Here is a 21,717-nt window from a genome sequence, read left to right on the forward strand (position 1 = left end):
GCCAACGGTGCCCACGACGGAAGGGGAGCTGCGCGCCGCGGTCGCCGCGCTGGTGGACATCCCCCCGGAGGAGGTCGGCCCGGACGACGACCTGTTCGAGCTCGGCATGGACTCCATCTCCCTGATGCGCCTGGCCTCGCGGTGGCGGCGCGCCGGCCTGGGAGTCGGCTTCGACGAACTCGCGGAAGCGGCGACCCTGCGCGGTTGGCAGCGGCTCCTGGCACCGACCGACCCGGCCCGGGAACCCGGCTCCGAGGCGGAGGACTCCGGCGGCCCCTTCCCGCTCGCCGCCATGCAGCACGCCTACTGGATCGGGCGCCAGCCGGGCCAGCCCCTCGGCGGGGTCGGCGCGCACTTCTACGCCGAGCTCGACGGTTCGGGAGTCGACGCCACGCGCCTGGAGGCCGCGGTGACGGCGCTGCGCCGCCGCCACGGGATGCTGCGCGTCACCGTGCTCGACGACGGCCGCCAGCGCGTCCTGGACCGCCAGCCCGAGCTCGCGCTGACCGTGCGCGACCTGCGCGAGGAGACGGCCGAGCGGGTCGACCAGGTGCTCGCCGAGCTGCGCGAGTACTACACCCACCGGCGGATGGACGTGGAGCGGGGCGAGGTCTTCGACCTCGCGCTGACGCTCCGCCCCGGCGGCGCCACCCGCCTGCACATCGACCTCGACATGCTGGCGGCCGACGCCGCGAGCATGCGGGTGCTGCTGCGCGACCTCCAACTGCTCTACGCCGACCCCGACGCGGAACTTCCGGAGATCCCCCTGGACTACCGCGCCTACCTGAGCGCGGCCGAGACCACCCGGGCGAGGGAGCGCGAGGAGGACCGCGCCTGGTGGAGCGGGCACCTGGAATCGCTGAGCGCCCCGCCGGCCCTTCCCACCGTCGTGGACCCGCTCGACCCGGACTCCTCCTCGCCGCGCTTCCACCCGACCACCCGACTGCACCACTGGCTCGCCCCCGAGCGCAAGGAACGGCTGATCGCCGCCGCACGCGGCCACGGGGTCACCCCCGCCGCCGCCTTGGCGGCCGCCTTCGCCGAGGCCCTCGGGGCCTGGAGCGACTCCCCGAGGTTCCTGCTGAACCTCCCGCTGTTCCACCGCGACCTGGACCTGGCGGGGGCCGAATCGCTCGTCGGCGACTTCAGCAGCTCGATCCTGCTCGACGTCGACCTCACCGAGGAGCGGACCTTCGCCGAGTCAGCGCGCCACGTGCAGACCCGGCTGCGCACGGCGGCCGCCCACGGCTCCTACTCCGGTGTCGAGGTGCTCCGGGACCTCTCCCGCGCCTCCGACGGTGTGCCGGCCCTGGCCCCCGTCGTCTACACCAGCGCCCTGGGCCTGGGCGAGATCTACGACTCCGAGGTCAGGAACGCGTTCGGCGACCCGGTGTGGATCATCTCCCAGGGGCCCCAGGTCTGGCTGGACGCCCAGGTGACCGAACTCGACGGCGGGCTGCTCCTGAACTGGGACGTGCGGCACCGCGCGTTCGAGCCCGGCGTTCCCGAAGCCGCGTTCGAGGCCTACCGCGACCTCGTCGAAGACCTCATCGACGACGCCTCGGCGTGGACCAGGCCCGCGGACCCGCCGCTGCCCGAGGCCCAGGCGCGCGTGCGCGAAGCGGTCAACGCCACCGACGCGCCGGCCGTGACCGAACGGCTGCACGAGGGCTTCTTCCGCTCCGCGCGCGAGAACCCCGCGGCCGTCGCGCTGGTCCCCGACTCCGGTGAACCGGTGACCTACGCCGCGCTCGCCGACCGCGCGGGCCGTGTCAGCGCGCTGCTGTCGGAGGCTGGGGTGGCACCGGGCGACGCCGTGGTGGTCAGCCTGCCCCGTGGCGTGGAACAGGTCGCCGCGGTGCTCGGAGTCCTGGGCGCGGGCGCCGCCTACATCCCCGTCGGGGTGGAACAGCCCGCGGAGCGGATGGCGCGCGTCCTGGACGCGGCCGACGCCGCGGCCGTGCTCACCGGCTCCGCGCACGCCGACCGGTTCACCGACCCGCCGCGGGGCCGACAGGGGACACCGGTCGTGCGGATCGAGGACGCGGACCGGTTCGCACCCGCGCCTCCGGACCTCCGGCAGCCCCTCGACACGACCGCCTACGTCATCTTCACCTCCGGTTCCACCGGGGTCCCGAAGGGCGTGGAGGTCGCGCACGCGGCGGCCGTGAACACCATCGCCGCTCTGAACGACCACTTCGACGTGGGGCCGCGGGACCGCGGCCTGGCACTGGCGGACCTGGACTTCGACATGTCCGTCTACGACCTCTTCGCCCCCCTGTCCGCGGGGGGTTCGGTGGTCCTCGTCGGAGAGGAGTCCCGCCGCGACGCCCACCACTGGGTCACCATGATCCGTGAGCACGGGGTCACGCTCCTGAACTGCGTGCCCGCCCTGCTCGACATGGTGCTGACCGCCGCCGAGTCGCGTCCCGAGGGCCTCGGCGACCAGCTGCGGTTCGTGCTGCTCGGCGGTGACTGGGTCGGTCTCGACCAGCCCGCGCGCCTGCGCGCCCTGGTCCCCGGCGCCCGGTTCACCGCCCTGGGCGGAATGACCGAGGCCGCCGTGCACTCCACGGTGTTCGAGGTCGACCGGGTCGACCCCTCGTGGGCCTCGATCCCGTGGGGGAAGCCGCTGCCCAACATGCGCGCCCGGGTCGTGGACCACCGCGGCCGCGACCGCCCCGACTGGGTGGCGGGTGAGCTGTGGGTCAGCGGCGCGGGACTGGCGAACGGCTACCGCGGCGACCCCGAGCGCACCGCCGACAAGTTCGTGACCGACCAGGGCCGCCGGTGGTACCGCACCGGAGACCGTGCGCGCTACCGGTCCGACGGCGTCCTGGAGTTCCTCGGCCGCGCCGACCACCAGGTGAAGCTACGCGGACACCGCATCGAACTGGGCGAGGTCGAGGCGGCCGCCGCATGGTGTCCGGTGGTCGGGGCCGCGGTCGCGCTCATCACGGGTACACCGCGCAGGCTCGCCCTGGTGGCGGCCGGGGTGACGGGGCCGGCGGCCGAGGCGGAGCTCCGCGCCGCTCTGGAGCGCAACCTCCCCTCCTACATGGTCCCCTCCCAGACCGTGCTGGTGGACGAGCTCCCCCTGACCGCCAACGGCAAGCTCGACCGGCGGCGCGCCGAGGCGCTGACGGCGGCCGCGACCGGCCGCGCGTCCGAGGGCGACCCCGCCGGGGACCAGTCCCCGCGCGGGTGGGCCGAGACCGTGGTGGCCGAAGTCTGGGGCGAGCTCCTGGGCGTCAAGGCCGTCCGGCGCGACGACGGGTTCTTCGCCCTGGGCGGTGACTCGCTGCTGGCGACCCGGATGATCGGCGCTCTGCGGGAACGGGGCGTGGGCGGCGCGCGGGTCGCGCGCCTGTTCGCCTCGCCCGCGCTGGCCGACTTCGCCGCAACGCTCACACGGCAGGAACCGTCGACCGACGCCGTCCTGGGGGAGGGCGACCCGGCCAACCGCCACCAGCCCTTCCCGATGACCGACGTCCAGAGGGCGTTCTGGATCGGGCGCGACAGCAGACTCTCCCTCGGGGGCGTGGGCACCTACCACTACAGCGAGTTCGACGGCGCCGACTTCGACCTCGACCGCTTCGAACGCGTCTGGGCGGCCCTGGTGGACCGGCACGAGATGCTGCGCGCCGTCTTCGACGAGGACGGAAGGCAGCGCATCCTGCCGCAGGCGCCGCCGGTCACGGTGGCGGTCACGGAGGTCGGCTCCGAGGAGGAGGCGGCGAAGGTCCTGGCCGGGCTGCGCGAGGAGTCCTCCCACCTGAGCATCGACCTGACCCGGTGGCCCCTGTTCGAACTGCGGGCCGTGCGCTACCCCAGCGGCGGCGCGACGCGCACGCGCCTGGCGATCGGGCTCGACTACATCGTCCTCGACGCCGCGTCCATCATCGCCCTGTATGGGGAGCTCGACCGGCTCTACAGCGACCCCGAGGCGGAGCTGGAGCCGATCGACGTCTCCTTCCGCGACTACGTCCTGCACTCCGAACCCGACCCCGACTCGGTCGAGCAGGCGCGCCGGCACTGGACGCGCCGGCTCCAGACGCTGCCCCCGGCACCCGCGCTCCCGCTGGTCGCCGACCCCTCCACGGTGGAGCGCCCCCGCTTCACCCGGCGCCAGCGCCCGTTCCACGCGAAGTCGTGGGAGGCGATCACCGACAAGGCCCGGGCACACGGTCTGACACCGTCGGTCGTCCTGCTCACCTGCTACGCCGAGGTCCTGTCGGCGTGGAGCGACCACCCGGACGTGGCGGTCAACCTCACCCTGTTCAACAGGCAGCCGGTCCACCCCCGCATCGACCTGATCATGGGCGACTTCACCTCGGTCTCCCTGCTCGGGTACGAGCCGCGCACCGGGGAGCCCTGGTCGGACGCCGCCCACCGCCTCCAGCGCGTCATGAGTGAGGACCTCGACAACCGCGAGGCCTCCGTGACCTGGCTGCTCCAGGAGCTCGCCAAGCGCACCGGCGCGGTCGACGCGGCCATGCCCGTGGTCTTCAGCAGCTCCGTCGGAGTGGGCGACCGCACCGTCAAGGACCTCTCCGACGGCTTCCCCGAGAAGGTGTGGGGCATCTCCCAGACCCCGCAGGTGCTCCTGGACAACCAGGTCACCGAGTCCCACGGCGGTGTCATGGTCACCTGGGACGCCATCGAGGAGCTGTTCCGGCCCGGCGTGCTCGACTCCATGTTCGACGCCTACAACGCGATGCTGGCCTGGCTGGCCGAGAACGACTGGGACACGGCCGCCCCGCCGGTGCTGCCGCGCGCCCAGGCGGACGTGCGGCTCCCCGCTCCGGACGCCGTCCCCGCCGTCCCCGCCGTCCCGGAGGGCACCCTCCACGGCGAGGTCCTGCGCCAGGCGCGGGAGCGTCCGGACCTGCCCGCCGTCCTCGGAGCACCGGAGCACGAACCCCTCACCTACGGCGGGCTCGCCGCGCGGGCGGCCCGGGTCGCGGGCGGGCTTGCTGAGCGGGGCGTGGGCCCCGGAGACGTCGTCGCCGTCGCCCTGCCCTCCGGAGCCGACCGGGTCGTCGCGATCCTGGGAGTGCTCTCCGTAGGCGCGGCCTACCTGCTGACCGACCCGGGGGAGCCCCGCCCGCGGCGCGAGTACGTCCAGCGGGCGGCCGGGGCTCGTACCGTGATCGTCGCTCCCGGGCGCGCGGACGGCCCGGACCAGGCCGACATCGGGGACCTGGCCGCCGCCGAACCCCTGCGGGGCGCGGTCGCCGCCGATCCCGGAGCACCGGCCTACGTCACCGTCGGAGCCGGTCAGGACGGGGCGGACCCCGCCGTCGAGTTCGTCGAGCACCGGTCCGCGGTGGCGACGATCGCGGCGGTACGTGAGAGGTTCGGCCTCGACGCGCGGGACCGGGTGCTGGCGGTCGACCCCCCGGCGGCCGGAGTGGACGCGTTCACCGTGTTCGGTCCGCTCGGCGTCGGCGGCGCACTCGTGTGCCCCGGAACCGAGGGGACGGGCGACCCGCACACCGCGGTCGCGCTGGCCGCCGAGCACGGCGCGACGGTGTGGAACGGCCCGCCGATGCTGCTCGACGAGTTGATCGCGGCGGCCTCGACCGCGGAGGGGGCGCCGCTGCGAGGCCTTCGCCTGGCGCTCGTCTCGGGCGACCGGGTGAGCACCGGCCTGCCCGAGCGCCTGCGCGGGGCCACCGGCGGTGGGGGCGGGCTCGTGGCGCTGTACGGCGGCCGCGGTGTCTCCGGCTGGGCGAGCGCCGTCGAGCTCGACGGCGGTGCCGACCGCTCCGCGCCGTCCGGGACGCCTCTGCCGGGCCACCGGTTGCGCGTCGTGGACTCCGCGGGCCGCGAATGCCCCGACCAGGTGATCGGCGACCTCTGGATCGGCGGTCCCGCCGACCCGTCCGGTCGCCTCCGCCCGGCGGGTGTCCGAGCCCGGTACCTGCCGGACGGCACGGTCGAGTTCCTCGGCCCCGAGCCGCAGGCCGTGCTCAGCGGTCGCCGCGTCGACCTCGGCGCCGTCGAGAGCGCGGTCGAATCGCACCCGGGCGTCGTCCACGCGGCGGTGGTCACCGTGGGGGAGGGGCGTGAACGGCGGCTCCACGCCTTCATGGCGACCGCCGACGGCGAGGAGGCGGACGGCCTCTCCCGGCACCTGGCCGACCTGTTGCCCCCCTTTGCCGTGCCGGCCCGGCTCACCCGGCTGCCGCACCTGCCCCTGACCGCCGCGGGCGCCGTCGACCGCGGCGCGCTGGCCGAAGCGGCCGTCGCCGAGGAGCACGCCGCCTCGGGCCCGCCCACGGGGGAGACCGAGGTCCGCATCGCCGCCTTGTGGACCGAACTCCTGGGCACGCGGGCCGACCACCGCTACGCCGACTTCTTCGCCGCCGGCGGCGACAGCCTGAGCGCGCTGCGCCTGGTCACGGCCACGGGCGAGGAGTTCGGCGTCGAGATCTCGGTCCGTTCGTTCCTCACCGCATCCACCCTCGCTGACCTGGCACGACAGGTCGACCACGCCCTCGCCTCCCGCGACGACGAAGAAAGCGGAGTCCTGTGAACGCCCATCAGATCGTTTCCGAAATGGAGAAGGACGGCATCCGGCTCTGGGAGGACGGCGGTGCCCTGCGGTTCCGAGCCCCCAAGGGCGTGCTGACCGAGGAGCGCAAGGCCCTGCTGCGCGAGAACCGCGCCGACGTCCTCTCCCACCTGACCGCCCGCCGCCGCGCCGCCCGGATCACCCCCGCTCCCGAGGAGGCCCACACCCCCTTCCCGCTCACCGACATCCAGGCCGCCTACCTGGTCGGCCGCGGCAGCGCGTACGGGTACGGCGGAGTGGCCTGTCACGTCTACGTCGAACTCTCCTTCCCGGCCGACACCGACCCGCGGCGGCTCCAGGACTCCTGGTGGTCCGTGGTGCGCCGCCACGGCATGCTGCGTGCGGTGGTCCACCCCGACGGTTTCCAGGAAGTGCTTCCGCAGATCCCGGAGGAGCCGGTGCCGACCGCCGACCTGCGCGGCGCCGCCCCCGCCGAGGTCGGGGCGCGCGTGGACCTGGTGCGTCGCGAGCTGGCCTCCAGGGTTCCCCCCACCGACGTGCCGCCGCTGTTCGAGCTGCGCATGACGCGCTGCGACGACGAACTCATCCTGCACCTGTCGATCGACCAGCTCATCGTCGACTACGCCAGCCTGCTGCTGGTCCTGTCCGAGCTGGAGGACACGTACCACGGCCGGGAGGGCGAGACCCTGGAGATCGGGTTCCGCGACTACGTCCTGGCGCGCCGCAACCAGACCCTGACCGGAGAGTACGACCGGGCACGCGACTACTGGACCCGGCGGCTGCCCACCCTGCCCCCCGCCCCCGACCTGCCGCTGCCCGCGGACGGCGGGCGGGTCGGCGCCTTCCGGCGCTTCGAGGAGGTGCTGAGCGCCGAGCAGCGCGCGTCCTTCGAAGCCAACGCCGTCCGCGCGGGCGTCACCGCCTCGGCCGCCGCGATGGCCGCCTACGCCGAGGTGCTGGGCCGCTGGAGCCGCAGTCCCCAGTTCACGCTCAACGTCCCCACCTTCACCCGCCTGCCCCTGCACGCTGACGTCGACCGCCTCGTGGGGGACTTCACCTCCGTCGAGCTCCTCGCCGTCGACCTGCGGCCCGCGCAGACGTTCGCTGAACGCGCCGCCACCCTGCGCGACACCCTGCTGGAGGACCTGGAGCACTCCCTGTACACCGGGAGCCAGGTCCTGGCCGACCTCACCCGTCGCAGCGACAGCGACACCGTGCTCATGCCGGTCGTGTTCACCAGCACTCTCGGCTCCGCGGCGGCCCGCCGCCCCGCGGCCGCGATCCGCCACGCCCAGACCCAGACCCCCCAGGTCTGGCTCGACTGCCAGGTCATGGAACGCGCCGACGAACTCGCCCTGAGCTGGGACGTCCGCGAAGGGGTCCTGGGCGGCGACACCGCCGCCGACCTCTTCGCCGCCTTCGCGGCCCTCATGACCCGCCTCGCGGAGGACCCGGACGCCTGGAACGAGGCGGCCCGCGTCGAGCTGCCCGAAGCCACCCGCGCCGTCCGCGAGCGGGTCAACGACACCACCGCCCCGGTGCCGCGCGCCCTGCTGCAGGACGGGGTGCTCGCGGCGGCCGAGCGCGACCCCCAGCGCGTCGCCGTCATCGACCGGGACCGCTCGCTGACCTACGGCGAGCTGGTCGCGCACGCGACGGCTGTCGCACGGGCGCTGGGCGCCAGCGGCGTCGGCGCGGGCGACCTCGTCGCGATCACGATGGAGAAGGGGTGGGAGCAGGTCGCCGGTGTCCTGGGCACCCTGCTCGCGGGAGCCGCCTACCTCCCCCTGGACACCACACAGCCGCCGCGGCGCCGCGGGGCGATCCTCGCCGATGCCGGTACCTCGGTGGTCCTGACCCAGTCCTGGCTGGTGGAGGAGGGCGAGTGGCCCCCGGGGTGCAGGACCGTCGCCGTCGACGTCCTCCCTCCCGTGTTCGGTCCCGCGCCGCGGCCCGACACCGGCCCCGACGACCTGGCCTACGTCATCTACACCTCGGGGTCGACCGGGGCGCCCAAGGGCGTCATGATCGGCCACGCCGCGGCGTTGAACACGACCACCGACGTCAACCGCAGGTTCGGCGTGACCGCCGACGACCGTGTCCTCGCGCTGGCCCAGCTCGGCTTCGACCTGTCCGTCTACGACGTCTTCGGCCCGCTGGCGGTGGGGGCGGCCGTGGTGCTGCCGGACCCCGCGCGCCGCGGTGACCCCTCCGAGTGGATCGAGACCGTCCGGAACAGGCAGGTCACGTTCTGGAACTCGGTACCGGGGCAGCTCCAGATGGTGCACGACTACCTGCGCGCCGACGACCCGCCCCTGCCGTCCCTGCGCGTCGCCCTGCTGTCGGGGGACTGGATTCCCACCGCCCTGCCCGAGGCCGTGCGGTCCTGGGCCCCGAACATGGCGGTGCACAGTCTCGGCGGGGCCACCGAGGCCTCCATCTGGTCCATCCACCACCCGATCGACCGGGTCGACCCCGCCTGGCGCAGCATCCCCTACGGCAGGCCGATGGACAACCAGACGTTCCACGTCCTCGACGCGGCGCTGCGCCCCTGCCCCGACCTGGTCGTCGGCGAGCTGTACATCGGAGGCGTCGGACTGGCGCAGGGCTACTTCGGCGACAAGGAGCGGACCGAGGCCCGGTTCATCCGGCACCCGGAGACCGGCGAGCGCCTCTACCGCACCGGTGACATGGGCCGCTACTGGCCCGACGGGGTGATCGAGTTCCTCGGACGCGAGGACCAGCAGGTCAAGATCCGCGGTTACCGGATCGAACTCGGCGACGTCCAGGCGGCGGTGGAGTCGCTGCCCGAGGTGGGCGCCGCCGCGGTCGTGCTCACCGGCGGGCGCGGCACCGCGCCCACGGGAGCGGGACAGAGCCTGACGGCCTTCGTCGAACCCGCCCGTCTGGACACCCCCCTCCCCGTCCCCGAGACACTGGTCCCCGCCGTCCGCGACGCCGGCCGGGAGGCCGGGCGGCGGGTGGACACCGCGGGGCTCGCCGCGTTCCGTGCCGCGCTCAGCGAGGCGGCCGCGGCGTCCGTCGCCGACACGCTCGCGCCAGTGTTCGCCGACGGCGGCGCGTACTCACCGGAGGAGGTGTCCGACGCCCTGGGAGCGGCCCCCGCACACCACCGGCTGGTACGGCGCTGGCTGAACGGCCTCGTCACGGCCGGTCTCCTGGAGCGCACGCCCCAGAGCAAGCTGAGCGGCCTGCGGGCCCCCGGTCCGCAGGCCACCGCCCGCGCCTGGGCCGAGGCCGCCCGGCTGGAGAGCGAGGCGGGGTGGAGCACCGAGCTGTTCGCCACGGTGCGCTCCAGCGCCGAGCACCTGTCCGACCTGATCGCCGGCCGTGAGGAGGCGGCTGCCCGGCCGTTCTCCGGAGCCGATCCGCGGGCGCTGACCGCCGCCTACGCGGAGAATGCGGGCTCCTCGGCACTGCGTTCGGTCCTGGCCGCCGCGGCCGCCGAGATCGCCCGGACCCGCGACACCTCGGACCCGCTGCGGGTCATGGAGGTCGGACTGCGCGGCGGCGGGGTGGCCGCCGACCTGCTGTCCGCTCTCTCCGACCACCCGGTCGACTACCTGGCGACCGACGGGTCGGCCCAGAACCGCTCCGCGTTCGAGCGGGACTTCTCCGACGACCCCCGGGTGCGCTGCGCGGCCTTCGACCCCGCGCAGGACCCGGCCGAACAGGGGCTGGCACGCAACTCCGTCGACCTGCTGGTCTGCGTCGGCGTCCTGGACAACCTCCCCGACGCGCACGCCGCCCTGGACCGGCTCTCCACCCTGGTGGCGCCGGGCGGGTGGATGCTCCTGCTGGCCAACACCGATGACGACGACCACGCGCTCCGCGTCTCCGCGGAGTTCATGGCCGAGCACGCGGGGCCGTTCACCGACGTCCGCAGGGAGCGGGAGCAGACCTTCCTCAGCCATGAACAGTGGCGGGAGCTGATCGGCGACAGCGACAGCGGCCGCCGGATCGCCGCGGAGTTCCCCGAGGACCCCGAAACGGCCCGGGCCTTCGGCCAGCACCTGTACCTGGTCCAGGCCAAACCGGCGCAGGCCCCGGTGGCGGTGGAAGCGCTGACGCGCCGCAGCCACGAGCTGCTCCCCGAGTACTCGGTGCCCGCGCACTGGGAGATCGTCGACGCCCTGCCGAGAACGGAGAACGGCAAACTGGACCGCGGCGCGCTGGAGAAGCGGTCGCTCCAGCTGGGGACCGGCTCCGCGGAGGAGGCCGGTGACCAGACGCCCCGCGACGACCTCGAACGCGCACTGGCGGACCTGTGGGCCGAGCTGCTCGAAACGGAGCACATCGGACGCGACGACGACCTCTTCGCGCTGGGCGGCGACTCGCTGCTGGTGGCCCGGATCGTCGGTCGGCTGCGCGACGGGCTGGCCGGGCACGAATGGGACCTGGAGTGGGAGGTCGTCCTGCGCCACCTGCTGCGTCGGCCGACCATCGCGGGCCTGGCGGCCTACCTGCGCGAACTCTCCGCCCCCGAAGCGGAGGAGGAGGCGGAGAACTCGCCGCTGGTGGAGCTGGTCGCGCCGCAGGCCGGCGCCCCGGTGACCGTGCTCGTGCACGCCGGAACGGGGACCCTGCTGCCCTACCGGCCCCTGGTCACCCGGCTCCGCGCCCGTTCCACCGAAGGACACGGGCTGGTGGGCCTGGAGCTTCCGGCACCCGAGGACTTCCGCAACGCCGACCCGAACGGGCTCATCGACCGCACGGCCGCCGAGTACGTGCGCGCCCTGGTCGACGCCGGGCACACGCGGGTCGACGTCGTCGGCTACTGCGTGGGCGGGGTCATCGCCACCGAGGTGGCCCGCGGGCTCGCCGAGGCCGGTGCCACCGTCCGCAGCCTCACGGTCATCAGCAGCCACAGCCCGACCTTCCGTATCGACGACGAACTGCTCTCCGAGTACTCCTTCTCGCTCATGATGGGCATGGACCAGGCCCGTATCGGGTTCCCCGCCGACTCCGACCGCGTCGGCGAGGCGGTCTCCTCCCTGCTCGACCGTTCTCCGGAGGCCGTCCTGGACGGCGCGATCGCCGATCTGGACGGGGAGTTCGCCGATGTCGGGGCCGCCTTCGAGGCCTTGGAGGCGCTGCCCAGGATGGCCCGGGTGAAGCGCATGTGCGAGGCGCTGCCGCCCGAGCTCGCCGACACCTACCAGCCCGAGGGCCTGCTGCGCGCGCTGCGCACCTACCAGCAGAGCATCTTCGCGCTGAGCCGGCACCGGGCCGAACCCTACGCGGGCGACATCACCTTCCTGCGGCACAACGGCGCCTACCCCTTCCCGGGAAGCGCCGACACCATCGCCGACCACTGGGCGCGCATCTGCCTCGGCGAGCTGCGCACCCGCGACATCCCCGGCGAGCACTTCACCTGCATGACGGGTCAGAACGTCCCCACCGTGGACGGCCACCTGCACGAGATCATCGAAGGGAAGACCTCATGATCGGCCTCATCGGCGCCTCGGGCGCGGTCGGCCGCCACACCGCCGCCGCCCTGGCCAGAGCGGGTGTCGGCCCGCTGCGCCTGGGCGCCCGGCGTCCTTCCGCCGTCCCCCCGGGCCCCTGGCCCGAGGGCAGCGAGACCGTCGGGGTCGACGCCCTGGACCCCTCCTCGCTCGCCCGGTTCAGCGCGGGCTGCACCCTGCTGGTCAACTGCGCCGGGCCGAGTTACCTGCTCAAGGACACCGTCGTGCGGGCCGGGCTGGCCGCGGGCGCCGACGTCGTCGACGTCCTGGGGGACGACCCCGTCCACGAGTCCCTGACGGAGTCGGGCGGGGTCGGGCCGGACCGCTGCGTCGTCCTGTCGGCCGGGACCGTCCCCGGCCTGGCCGGCCTCATCCCCCCCTGGCTCGCCGGATCCGACCCCGCGAAGGGGCCGGCGCGCAGGATGACCGGCTACGCCGGCGGGCTGGAACACGCGACCGAGAGCGTGGCGGCCGACATCGTCCTCTCCCTCGACACCGGCGGGTCCGGCGGCGAGCGCTTCGGCCGCCCCCTGGCGGCCTGGCGGCACGGCCGCCGCGCCGACAGGGTCCTGCGGGTGGCCGACGGAGCCGAGGTGCCCTACTTCCCCCACCGGGTCGCCCTGCACCCGCTCCTGACCGCCGAGGTGGAGCGCCTGGCCGCGCGGATGGGCCTGGCCGAGGCCGACTGGTACAACGTCTTCCCCGGAACGCGGGTGCGCGAACTGTTCACCGCGCTGCCGACACTGCCCATGGACACCGCCGGGGAGCGGGCCGCGGTGACCGAGCGCATCCGGCGCGCCGCCGAGGTCGACGCCGCGGGCAGCGTGCCCTACTACCGCCTGGTGTTCAGCCTCTCGGGGCAGGACTGGGCGCGCACCTGCGTCGTGTACAGCGAGAGCAGCTACCAGCTCACCGGCGCGGTCGCGGCGCTCGCGGTCCTGGACGTCCTGGCCGGCCGCGTCGGCGGGGGGCTGCACTACGCCGCCGAGGCGATGGACCCGCAGGCCACGGTGGCGGCGCTCAGCGCCGACGGGGACGCGGAGTTCGCGGTCCACGAGCACGCCGCCGCGCTGCCCGCCCCCGGGGACGCGGACGCCGCCGTCGAGGACGGTGCCCTGTGAGCCCCCGGACGCCGCTGCGCGCCGTCGTCTGCGGCACGAACTTCGGCCGCCTCTACATCGACGCCGTCCGGCGCCACCCGGAGTTCACCCTGGCGGGAATCCTCTCCACCGGCAGCCGCTACTCCCGGGAACTGGCCGAACGGCACGGCGTGCCCTGCCACACCTCCCCGGAGGAGCTGCCCGACGACATCGACGCCGCCTTCGTGGCGGTCCCCGCGGCGGTCATGGGCGGCAGGGGTTCGGAGCTCGCGCGCACCCTGCTCGACAGGGGGGTGCACGTGCTCCAGGAGCACCCGCTGCACCCCGACGAGCTGTCGGAGTCCCTTCGCGCGGCGCGGCGGGCCAACCGGCAGTTCCAGGTCAACACCCACTACCCGCACGTGGCCCCGGTGCGCGGCTTCATCGAGGCGGCCGGCAGACTGAGGAAGCTGCAGCGCGTCCTGTTCGTCGACGCGGCGGCCCCGGTCCACGTCCTGGCCCCCCTGATCGACATCCTGGCCCGGGCCCTGGGCGGTACGCGCCCCTGGCGGCTGGGTGATCCGGCCCCGGTCCCCGAGGACGTCGCCGCGGCCGCGAACGGCGAGGCGCCGTTGAGGCTGCTGCACGGCGCCATCGCCGGAGCCCCGCTGACGCTGCGGGTGCACAACCAGCTCCACCCCGGCGACCGCGACAACCACTCCCTCTTCTGGCACCGCGTGGCGGTGGGTACCGAAGGGGGGGTCCTGACCCTGGCCGACACGCACGGCCCCGTGCTGTGGCACCCGCGGGTGCACTCCCCCCGCGACTCCGGGCACCGGTTGGTGTTCACGCCCGGGGCCGGAGCCGAGGCGCTCCGGCTGCCCGCGTCGGCGGTCCTGGACGGGGTGGACCCGCCGCCCCGGATCTCCGACATCTTCTCGGAGCTGTGGCCCGCGGCGATCGGCGAGGCCCTCGACGGCTTCGCCGCGGCGATCGCCGCGGGCGGGGACCCGCTCCGGTCGGCCCAGCACGACCTCGCGGTCTTCGCGGTCTGGCGGGACCTGATGGCCCGTCTGGGGCCACCGGAGCTGATCCGCCCCGCCGACCCCGAACCCCTGGCGCCCGCCGTGCTCGCGGCGCCCGGCACCCCGGGCACGGCGGGGTCCGCCGGTCCCGGGCCCGAGGGGGCCCGCCCGGCCCCCGCCGGTGAACCGGCCCGCCCGCACGCGGCGGACCTGTCGGACTACAACGAGGCCGCGGAGTTCTTCGACCTCGGCGCGCGCGAGCACACCGCCCGCACCGGCCCCGCGGTCGTCGCGTGCCTGTCGGGGATCGATCCGGGCGCCGGACCCCTGGTGGACATCGGCGCGGGCAGCGGACTGGTCACCCGGCAGGTCGCGGCGGCCTACCCCGACTGCCGCCTGATCGCCACCGAACCCGCCGCGGGGATGCGCGCCCTGCTCACGGCCCGGGTCGGCGACGACCCCGGGCTCGCGCGGAGGGTGACTGTCCTGCCCCACGCCGCGGAGCGCCTGCTGGAGCCGGGAGTCCTTCCCGAACGGCTGTGCGGGGTCGTGCTCTGCGGTGTGCTGGGCCACCTCGAACCCGACCTGCGCCGCGAACTCCTGTGGGGGCTGGCCCGGCGCATGGCTCCCGGGGCCCCGATCGTGGTCGAGCTGACGGGGATGCGCGAGCCCACGACGATCCGCCCGACCCTCCTGCGCCACGCCGAGCTCGGCGACCAGCGGTACGAGTGGTGGATGTCCGGAGAACCGGACGGTCCGGGCCGGATGCTCCTCGACACCGAGTGGCGCGTCCTCCGCGGGGGTGAGCCCGTCCGCGAGGTCCGGGAGCAGTACCGCTGGTACACGCTGGAGCTCGCCCAGCTCGCCCGGGAGTGCGGTCTGCGCCTCACTCCGCCGCCCGCGCCCCACGCCGCGAGCGTGCCCTACCTGGGTACGCTCACGGCGCCGGGGGAGGGTCCGGTCACCACGTGACGAGCACCCGTTCGGGTCCGAAGGCGATTCCGTCGTGACGAAAGCGAACCGACGAGAACGGCTCGGCCGCCCGCAACCCGGGCATCCGGTCGACCAGGGTGCCGATGGCGACACCCAGTTCGAGGCGGGCGATGTTCTGGCCGACGCACTGGTGGATCCCGTAGCTGAACGCCACGTGGGTCCTGCCGGTGCGGTCGAAGTCGATCCGCTCGGGGTCGGGGAACACCGCGGGGTCGTGGTCGGCCGCCGCCAGCAGCGGGATGATCCCGTCGCCGGCGGGGATCACGGTCCCGCCGACCTCGATGTCCTCGGTCGCCGTGCGCAGCGCGATGGAGTCGCCCACGGAGAGCGCCCGCAGGAGTTCCTCGACCGCCTGCGGGAGCACCGCGGGGTCGCGCCGCAGCCGGTCGAGCAGGTCGGGGCGTTGCAGCAGTGCGAGCACGCTCAGCGCGATCTGGTTGGTGGTGGTCTCCCAGCCCGCGACGATGAGGATGCTGATCGTGGTCACCAGTTCCTGCCGGGTCAGCTCGCCCGACCGCAGTTGCTCGTGGACCAGTCGGCTCAGCAGGTCCTCACCGGGGTCGTCCTCCTTGGCGCGCACGGCGTCCTCCACCACGGCGCCCAGGGCGCCGATGCCCTCGCTGGCGCCCTCGGCGGTGCTGCCGCCCCCGCCGAAGACCTGCGAGCCCAGGGTCTCGGTGACGCGCCGAAACAGCTGGTCGCCGCGGCGCAGACCGATCAGTTCGCACATGACGGTGCTGGAGACCACGTGGGCGAAATGGGTCACCAGATCGGCCGGCGGGCCGTAGTTCAGCAATTCGTCGATTCGGTCGTCGACGATCCGCTGGATGTCACGGCGCATCCGCCGGGCCTTGCGCACCGTCATCTCGGCCAGCAGCATCCGGCGGAACCGGGAGTGCTCGGGCGGGTCCATCCGGATGAACGGCGTCGTCTTCGTGCCGGCCTCCTGTTCGCCCTCCACCAGTGCGGGGAAACCGGGGCGGCGGATGTCCGCGCTCACGCGGGGGTCGGCGAGTACCGCGCGGACCTCCTGGTATCCGGTGACGACCCAGGCCGTGCGGCCGGTGGGTAGGCGCACCCGCGCCACGGGCCCCCGCTCGCGCAGGTCGGCGTAGGCGCCCGGTGCCGAGAACGGGCACTCACGTGGCATGGGAAAACCCGGAAGCCTCGCGACGTCGGCGTCGGACATACGCGCACCAGCCCTTCTATGCAGGATTCAAAAACGGCAGGAAAAATCGGGGAAAAGGAGAATCCGACTGATCTTCACTGATAACTTTACAACGCGCGGATCTGATTTCCAACCCGATTGGAAATCTGCTGTCCGAGACCAATGTCACCGGTGTCGCCAATGGCGGCGCCATTAAAAGCCATTCTGTTTTCACCGGAAGAGAACGCGAGGAGTGGAATTCCCATGGACCTGCGGCATACGCCCATCAGCCCGTGGCTGCGCCGGCCCCAGCACCGCCCGCGCGCGGACGTGCGGCTCGTCTGCCTGCCCCACGCAGGGGGGTCGGCGTCCTCGCTGCGACCGTGGCAGTACCTGCTGCCACCCGGTATCGAGGCGTTGACCGTGCAGTACCCCGGGCGCGAGGACCGGTTCGGCGATCCCATGGTCGACACGATGTCCGAGGTCGTCGACGCGGTCGTGGACGCGCTCGACCCCCTCCTGGACCGCCCCTACGCGCTCCTGGGCCACAGCATGGGAAGCGCCGTGGCCTACGAGGTGGCCGTGGAAGCGCGTCGGAGGGCGATCCCGGCCCCGGTCCGGCTGTTCGCCTCGGGGCGGCCCGCGCCCCTCCACGTCAGACCCGGGGACGTCCACCTGCGCGACGACGAGCACCTGGCGGCCGACCTGACCCGACTGGGCGGCACCCCGCCGGAGGTCCTGGCCGACGAGGAGCTGCGGACCGCGGTCCTGCGCTACGTGCGCAACGACTACCGGCTGATCGAGACCTACCGGCCCACCCGGGCGGAACCGCTCGACATGCCCGTGCACGTCTTCGTCGGCGCACAGGATCCGGAGTGCTCCGAGGAGGCCGCGGCGACCTGGAGGACCACGACGACCGGTGAGGTCACGACCGAGGTGTTCCCGGGCGGCCACTTCTTCCTCGCGCAACAGCGCCGCCCGGTCGCGGCGGCCGTCGCCCGGGCCCTGGGCCACGCACCGACCGAGACGGCACCCACCTGGCCCAGCACACCCTGACGCCACCACGACGAGGGAGATCACCATGGTCGCCGACTACTACACGGCCTCGGCCGAGTTCTACGAGATGGTCGCGGCACGCCATGTGCGCACCAGTGCCGGACCGCTGCGCGCGGCGCTGGCCGGGGTCGTCCCCGGCACCGGCCCCGTCGTCGAGATCGGAGCCGGCACGGGCCGCATCACCGAAGTGATAGCGGAGGCCCTGCCGGGCGCCCCGATCATCGCCGCGGAACCGTCCACCCCCATGCGGGCGATGCTCACCAGCCGGGTCGTCGGCAACGACGACCTGCGCCGACGCGTGACCATCAGCGCCGAACCCGCCCAACGCCTGCGGCTGCCCGACCGGGTCGGCGCGGTGGTCGTCTTCGGAGTGGTCGGCCACCTCACCAGGGACGAGAGGCTGGCGCTGTGGCGCCGACTGAGGGCCCACGTCCCGCCGGGTGCGCCGGTCGTCGTGGAACTCATGGGCACCGGTTCCGCCAGAGCCGTTCCCCCCTTCCGCATGCTGCGGGAGCGCATCGGCGAGCAGACCTACGAGTGGTGGACGCGGGCCGAGCCCGTCGAGGGCGCCGAGACCGAGGTCCTCCGGTGGGAGACCACCTGGAAGGTCCTCCGCGGTGACACGCTGGTGCGCAGCACCAGCGACACCTACGTGTGGGAGAACCTCAGCATCGCCGGGCTCGCGGAGGAGGCCGGTATGACCGGGCGTCTGGTCAGCGAGCCCGGCCTGCCCGGAGCCCCCGAGATCGGCGTTCTCACCTTTCCGGAGCCCGGCCGGGACCGCTGACCGGTCCCGTCGGCGGCCCGCCCCGTACTCCGGGGCGGGCCGCCCGCTTCGCCCGACGCAAGACGTTCACTCCGAGCGGCCCCTCCTTCCGTTCCAGGCGAGGGGTCGCGCCCCGGCCCGGCCTGTCTCCCGCGCCCCGTCCGCCGCACCGCCTTCGGCGGCATTTCATGAGAAACAGCCCCGGATGCACACGATAGGCGCGTTCCGGCGGGGTAGGTGGACATGCGCCCCTGCCCCCCGGCGCCTTGGGAGAAGGCCTCCCGCGACGCCGCTCCCACCGGTGCCCGCGACCCCCCGCGGGGCCGCGCGCGCCGCCCGAACGGGGCGGCGCCAGACCCTTGACACACCGGTGCTTGTGCAAGATGGTTGCTTACCTTGATGGTTAATGTTTGGTTCCGTGGAAAAATGTGGGGAATGGTCCTCATGTGCACGGTGCACATGCGTGAACGGAGTAAGAACATGGGCGCACCCCGTCCTGAGGTGGAGACACGGGTACCGGTCCGCGACGCCGCGTCCTTCGTCGCCCGAGATCCGGTGCCGACCCGCGCGCATCACGTCCGAAGGTGTGAACAGGCCTTCCACGGAGGGGCCGCCGCGTCGAGAGAGGACCAGCCGACGTGACCGTGCTAGCACAGGACTCCCTGCGGCTGGACGCCAACGCCATCGACTACACCCTGCTCGCGGTGTACTTCGCGTTCGTGCTGGGCATCGGCTTCATCGCCCGGCGTTCGGTCTCCAACAGCCTCGACTTCTTCCTGTCGGGGCGCTCCCTGCCCGCCTGGGTGACGGGTCTGGCCTTCATCGCGGCCAACCTCGGCGCCATCGAGATCATCGGCATGTCGGCCAACGGCGCCAACTACGGCATGCCGACCATGCACTACTTCTGGATCGGCGCCGTCCCGGCGATGCTGTTCCTGGGCCTGGTCATGATGCCGTTCTACTACGGCTCCAAGGTCCGCAGCGTCCCCGAGTTCATGCTCCGCCGCTTCGGCACCGCCGCCCACCTGCTCAACGGGATCAGCTTCGCGGTCGCCCAGATCCTGATCGCGGGCGTCAACCTCTTCCTGCTGGCGACCATCGTGGACGCGCTGCTGGGCTGGCCCCTGTGGCTGTCGCTCCTGGTGGCCGCCGCCATCGTCCTCAGCTACACCGCGCTGGGCGGGCTCTCCGCGGCCATCTACAACGAGGTGCTCCAGTTCTTCGTCATCGTCGCGGCGCTGCTGCCGCTGACCCTGGCCGGACTGAACCGGGTCGGCGGCTGGTCGGGCCTGGTGGAGGAGGTCACCGCCTCGCCGCAGGGCGCCGAACAGCTCTCCGCCTGGCCGGGCAACGCGCTGACCGGTTTCGGCGACAGCTTCCTGAGCATCCTCGGCATCGTCTTCGGCCTCGGCTTCGTCCTCGCGTTCGGCTACTGGACGACGAACTTCGTCGAGGTGCAGCGCGCCATGGCCTCCAAGAGCATGTCGGCCGCGATGCGCACCCCCATCATCGGCGCCTTCCCCAAGCTGTTCATCCCGTTCATCGTCATCATCCCCGGGATGATCGCGGGCGTGAGCGTCTCGGAGATGGTCCAGCTCAAGGCCGGTGAGAACCCCGGGGTCGACTACAACGACGCGATCCTGCTGCTGATGCGCGACGTGCTGCCCAACGGTCTGCTGGGCGTGGCCCTGGCCGGTCTGCTCGCGTCGTTCATGGCCGGTATGGCCGCCAACCTCAGCTCGTTCAACACCGTGTTCACGTACGACATCTGGCAGGCCTACGTCGTCAAGAACCGGCCCGACTCCTACTACCTGGGCATGGGCCGGTGGGTCACGGTCGGAGCCACCGTCGGCGCCGTGGGCACGGCGTTCATCGCCTCGGGCTACTCCAACCTGATGGACTACCTGCAGCAGCTGTTCTCGTTCTTCAACGCGCCGCTGTTCGCCACGTTCATCCTCGGCATGTACTGGAAGCGGATGACGCCCCACGCCGGTTGGAGCGGCCTGGCGGCGGGAACCCTGGCCGCCGTGGGCGTTTTCCTGCTCGCCGAGACCGGCGTGCTGGCCCTGTCGGCGCAGGGCGCGAGCTTCGTCGGCGCGGGCGCGGCCTTCGTGGTCGACATCCTCGTCAGCGTCGTGGTCACCATGTTCACCCGGCCCAAGCCCGACTCCGAGCTGGTGGGCCTGGTGCACTCCCTGACCCCGCGCGAGTCGCGCAAGGCCTCCACCACCGGTGAGGACTCCGGCTGGTACCGCCGACCGGGGCTGCTGGCCGGGATCGCCCTGGCACTCGTCATCATCCTGAACATCATCTTCGCCTGAGCGACCCCGAGAGGTGCACCGTGCTGAGACAAGCTGGCAAGGAGGTCATCCGATGAGCGCTGACAGCCCCGGAACGAGGAAGGGCCGCACCGCCTCCCGGGTCTTCGACATCCGCACGATCATCGCGCTGCTGTTCGCGATCTACGGCGTCGTGCTGACGGTCATGGGGTTCGCGGCCACGCCGGAGGAGATCGAGCAGGGCGGCACGAACCTGAACCTGTGGTCGGGCCTGGGCATGCTCGCCTTCGCCGTGTTCATGGGCGCCTGGGCGCTGGTCAAGCCGCTCAAGGCCCCTGAGGAGCCGGGCCCCGACACCGAGGCCTGATCCGCGCGGTCACACGGGCCCCGGGCCCCGGGCCGCGGACGCGGCCCGGGGCCTCAGGTGTCGGGGAGCCCCCGCAGCAGGTCCCGCACCAGGTCGGGGCGTTCGTGGAGCGCGAGGTGTCCCGCGCCCCGGACGGTGTGGACGGCGGCGTCCAGGAAGAGCAGGGCCGGGCTGTGCAGCAGGTCGGGGGAGAAGAAGGGGTCGTGCGACCCGGTGGCGACGCTGACCGGGGTCCGCCGCCAGTGGCGCAGGGCCTCCGCCCGCAGCGGTCGGGGCGGCAGCACGTTGACCGCGCGGCAGGACCGGCCGACCAGGGTCGTCCACTCCAGCAGGGTGGCGTCCCGGGGTTCGGCCGAGCCGGGGCCGCACATGGCGCGCAGCAGCGCGGAGCTGGATCGGGCGTCGGGGTGGAACCTCCAGCGCACCAGGGCGGCGGCCAGGGCGGTTGCGCCGGTCGCCGGTGTCAGGCCGCCGGGGTTGACCAGGCAGAGCCCGGCCACCAGGGGCCCGGGGGTGGCCGAGAGCGCGATGGCCGCGCCGATGCCGTGGCCCAGGACCAGGACGGGCCGGTCGGTGATCTGCGGCAGCACCTCGTCCAGCCAGCCGCCGTAGTACGCCGGGCGCTCGACCAGGGGCCGGACGCCGTCGCTGAGCCCGGGCTGTCCGGGCGGGTCGGCGATCAGGACGGGGCGGTCCTCGGCCAGGACGCGGACGGCGTCCAGGAGCGTGGCCGTGCTCAGGACCGAACCGGGGAGCACGAGGACCGGGACGCCGGGGCCTCCGGAGGCGGTGAAGACGCGGGTGACGCCCAGGGAACAGGGGACGGTCGCGAGCGGGGTGAGCAGGGGCTGGGCGTTGAGCCTGTCCCAGCACCAGTCGTGGACGGCCTGCTTGGTGGTCCGGGAACGGTAGACGCGCTGTGCGGGGGAGGGGGCGGGGTGGTTCACGTTGCCTGGTTCCGTGGAGACGCCGGGG

At 73.5% G+C, this 21,717-nt stretch carries 10 protein-coding genes; 8 read left to right on the forward strand and 2 right to left on the reverse strand.

Annotated elements, in window-relative coordinates:
* Window positions 1-7 precede the first annotated feature (7 nt).
* From ACSTA4_RS09235 to ACSTA4_RS09250, 4 genes are read left to right on the forward strand one after another with little or no spacing between them, the layout of a single operon-like run.
* The gene (locus tag ACSTA4_RS09235) at window positions 8-6,541 is read left to right on the forward strand and encodes an amino acid adenylation domain-containing protein (protein ID WP_444963168.1); all 6,534 of its coding nucleotides are present in this window, start codon (window positions 8-10) and stop codon (window positions 6,539-6,541) included.
* Window positions 6,538-12,009, forward strand: coding sequence for an amino acid adenylation domain-containing protein (locus ACSTA4_RS09240; RefSeq protein ID WP_444963169.1), 5,472 nt, complete (start codon window positions 6,538-6,540; stop codon window positions 12,007-12,009). The genes ACSTA4_RS09235 and ACSTA4_RS09240 overlap by 4 nt, the downstream gene beginning before the upstream one ends.
* Window positions 12,006-13,151 carry an NAD(P)H-binding protein gene (locus tag ACSTA4_RS09245; protein ID WP_444963170.1) on the forward strand — a complete coding sequence of 382 codons (1,146 nt, stop codon included), beginning with the start codon at window positions 12,006-12,008 and terminating at the stop codon, window positions 13,149-13,151. Before ACSTA4_RS09240 ends, ACSTA4_RS09245 begins: the two co-directional genes overlap by 4 nt.
* Window positions 13,148-15,106, forward strand: a complete 1,959-nt coding sequence (locus ACSTA4_RS09250) for a Gfo/Idh/MocA family oxidoreductase (RefSeq protein WP_444963171.1) — start codon at window positions 13,148-13,150, stop codon at window positions 15,104-15,106. The genes ACSTA4_RS09245 and ACSTA4_RS09250 overlap by 4 nt, the downstream gene beginning before the upstream one ends.
* On the opposite strand, the gene ACSTA4_RS09255 is transcribed toward ACSTA4_RS09250, so the two are convergent.
* A complete protein-coding gene (locus ACSTA4_RS09255) occupies window positions 15,096-16,277 on the reverse strand; it encodes a cytochrome P450 (RefSeq protein WP_444963172.1) in 1,182 nt (393 codons plus the stop codon). The two genes, ACSTA4_RS09250 and ACSTA4_RS09255, sit on opposite strands and share 11 nt — an antisense overlap.
* 261 nt (window positions 16,278-16,538) lie before the next feature.
* On the opposite strand from ACSTA4_RS09255, the gene ACSTA4_RS09260 reads away from it, so the two are divergent.
* From ACSTA4_RS09260 to ACSTA4_RS09275, 4 genes are all read left to right on the forward strand, one after another.
* Complete coding sequence (locus tag ACSTA4_RS09260) at window positions 16,539-17,330, forward strand: thioesterase II family protein (RefSeq protein ID WP_444963173.1); 792 nt, start codon at window positions 16,539-16,541, stop codon at window positions 17,328-17,330.
* A gap of 25 nt (window positions 17,331-17,355) precedes the next feature.
* A complete protein-coding gene (locus tag ACSTA4_RS09265) occupies window positions 17,356-18,117 on the forward strand; it encodes a methyltransferase (RefSeq protein ID WP_444963174.1) in 762 nt (253 codons plus the stop codon).
* 617 nt (window positions 18,118-18,734) lie between these two features.
* Window positions 18,735-20,417, forward strand: a complete 1,683-nt coding sequence (locus ACSTA4_RS09270) for a sodium:solute symporter family protein (protein WP_274977010.1) — start codon at window positions 18,735-18,737, stop codon at window positions 20,415-20,417.
* Window positions 20,418-20,469: 52 nt separating this feature from the next.
* Window positions 20,470-20,742: a hypothetical protein gene (locus tag ACSTA4_RS09275; protein ID WP_444963175.1), complete on the forward strand. Its 273-nt coding sequence runs from the start codon at window positions 20,470-20,472 to the stop codon at window positions 20,740-20,742.
* Between the two features lie 53 nt (window positions 20,743-20,795).
* Here ACSTA4_RS09275 and ACSTA4_RS09280 read toward each other — a convergent pair whose 3' ends face one another.
* Entirely contained in the window at window positions 20,796-21,689 is an 894-nt protein-coding gene (locus ACSTA4_RS09280) for an alpha/beta fold hydrolase (RefSeq protein ID WP_444964132.1), read from the reverse strand.
* Window positions 21,690-21,717 lie beyond the last annotated feature (28 nt).

Source organism: Nocardiopsis sp. M1B1 (assembly GCF_052466615.1).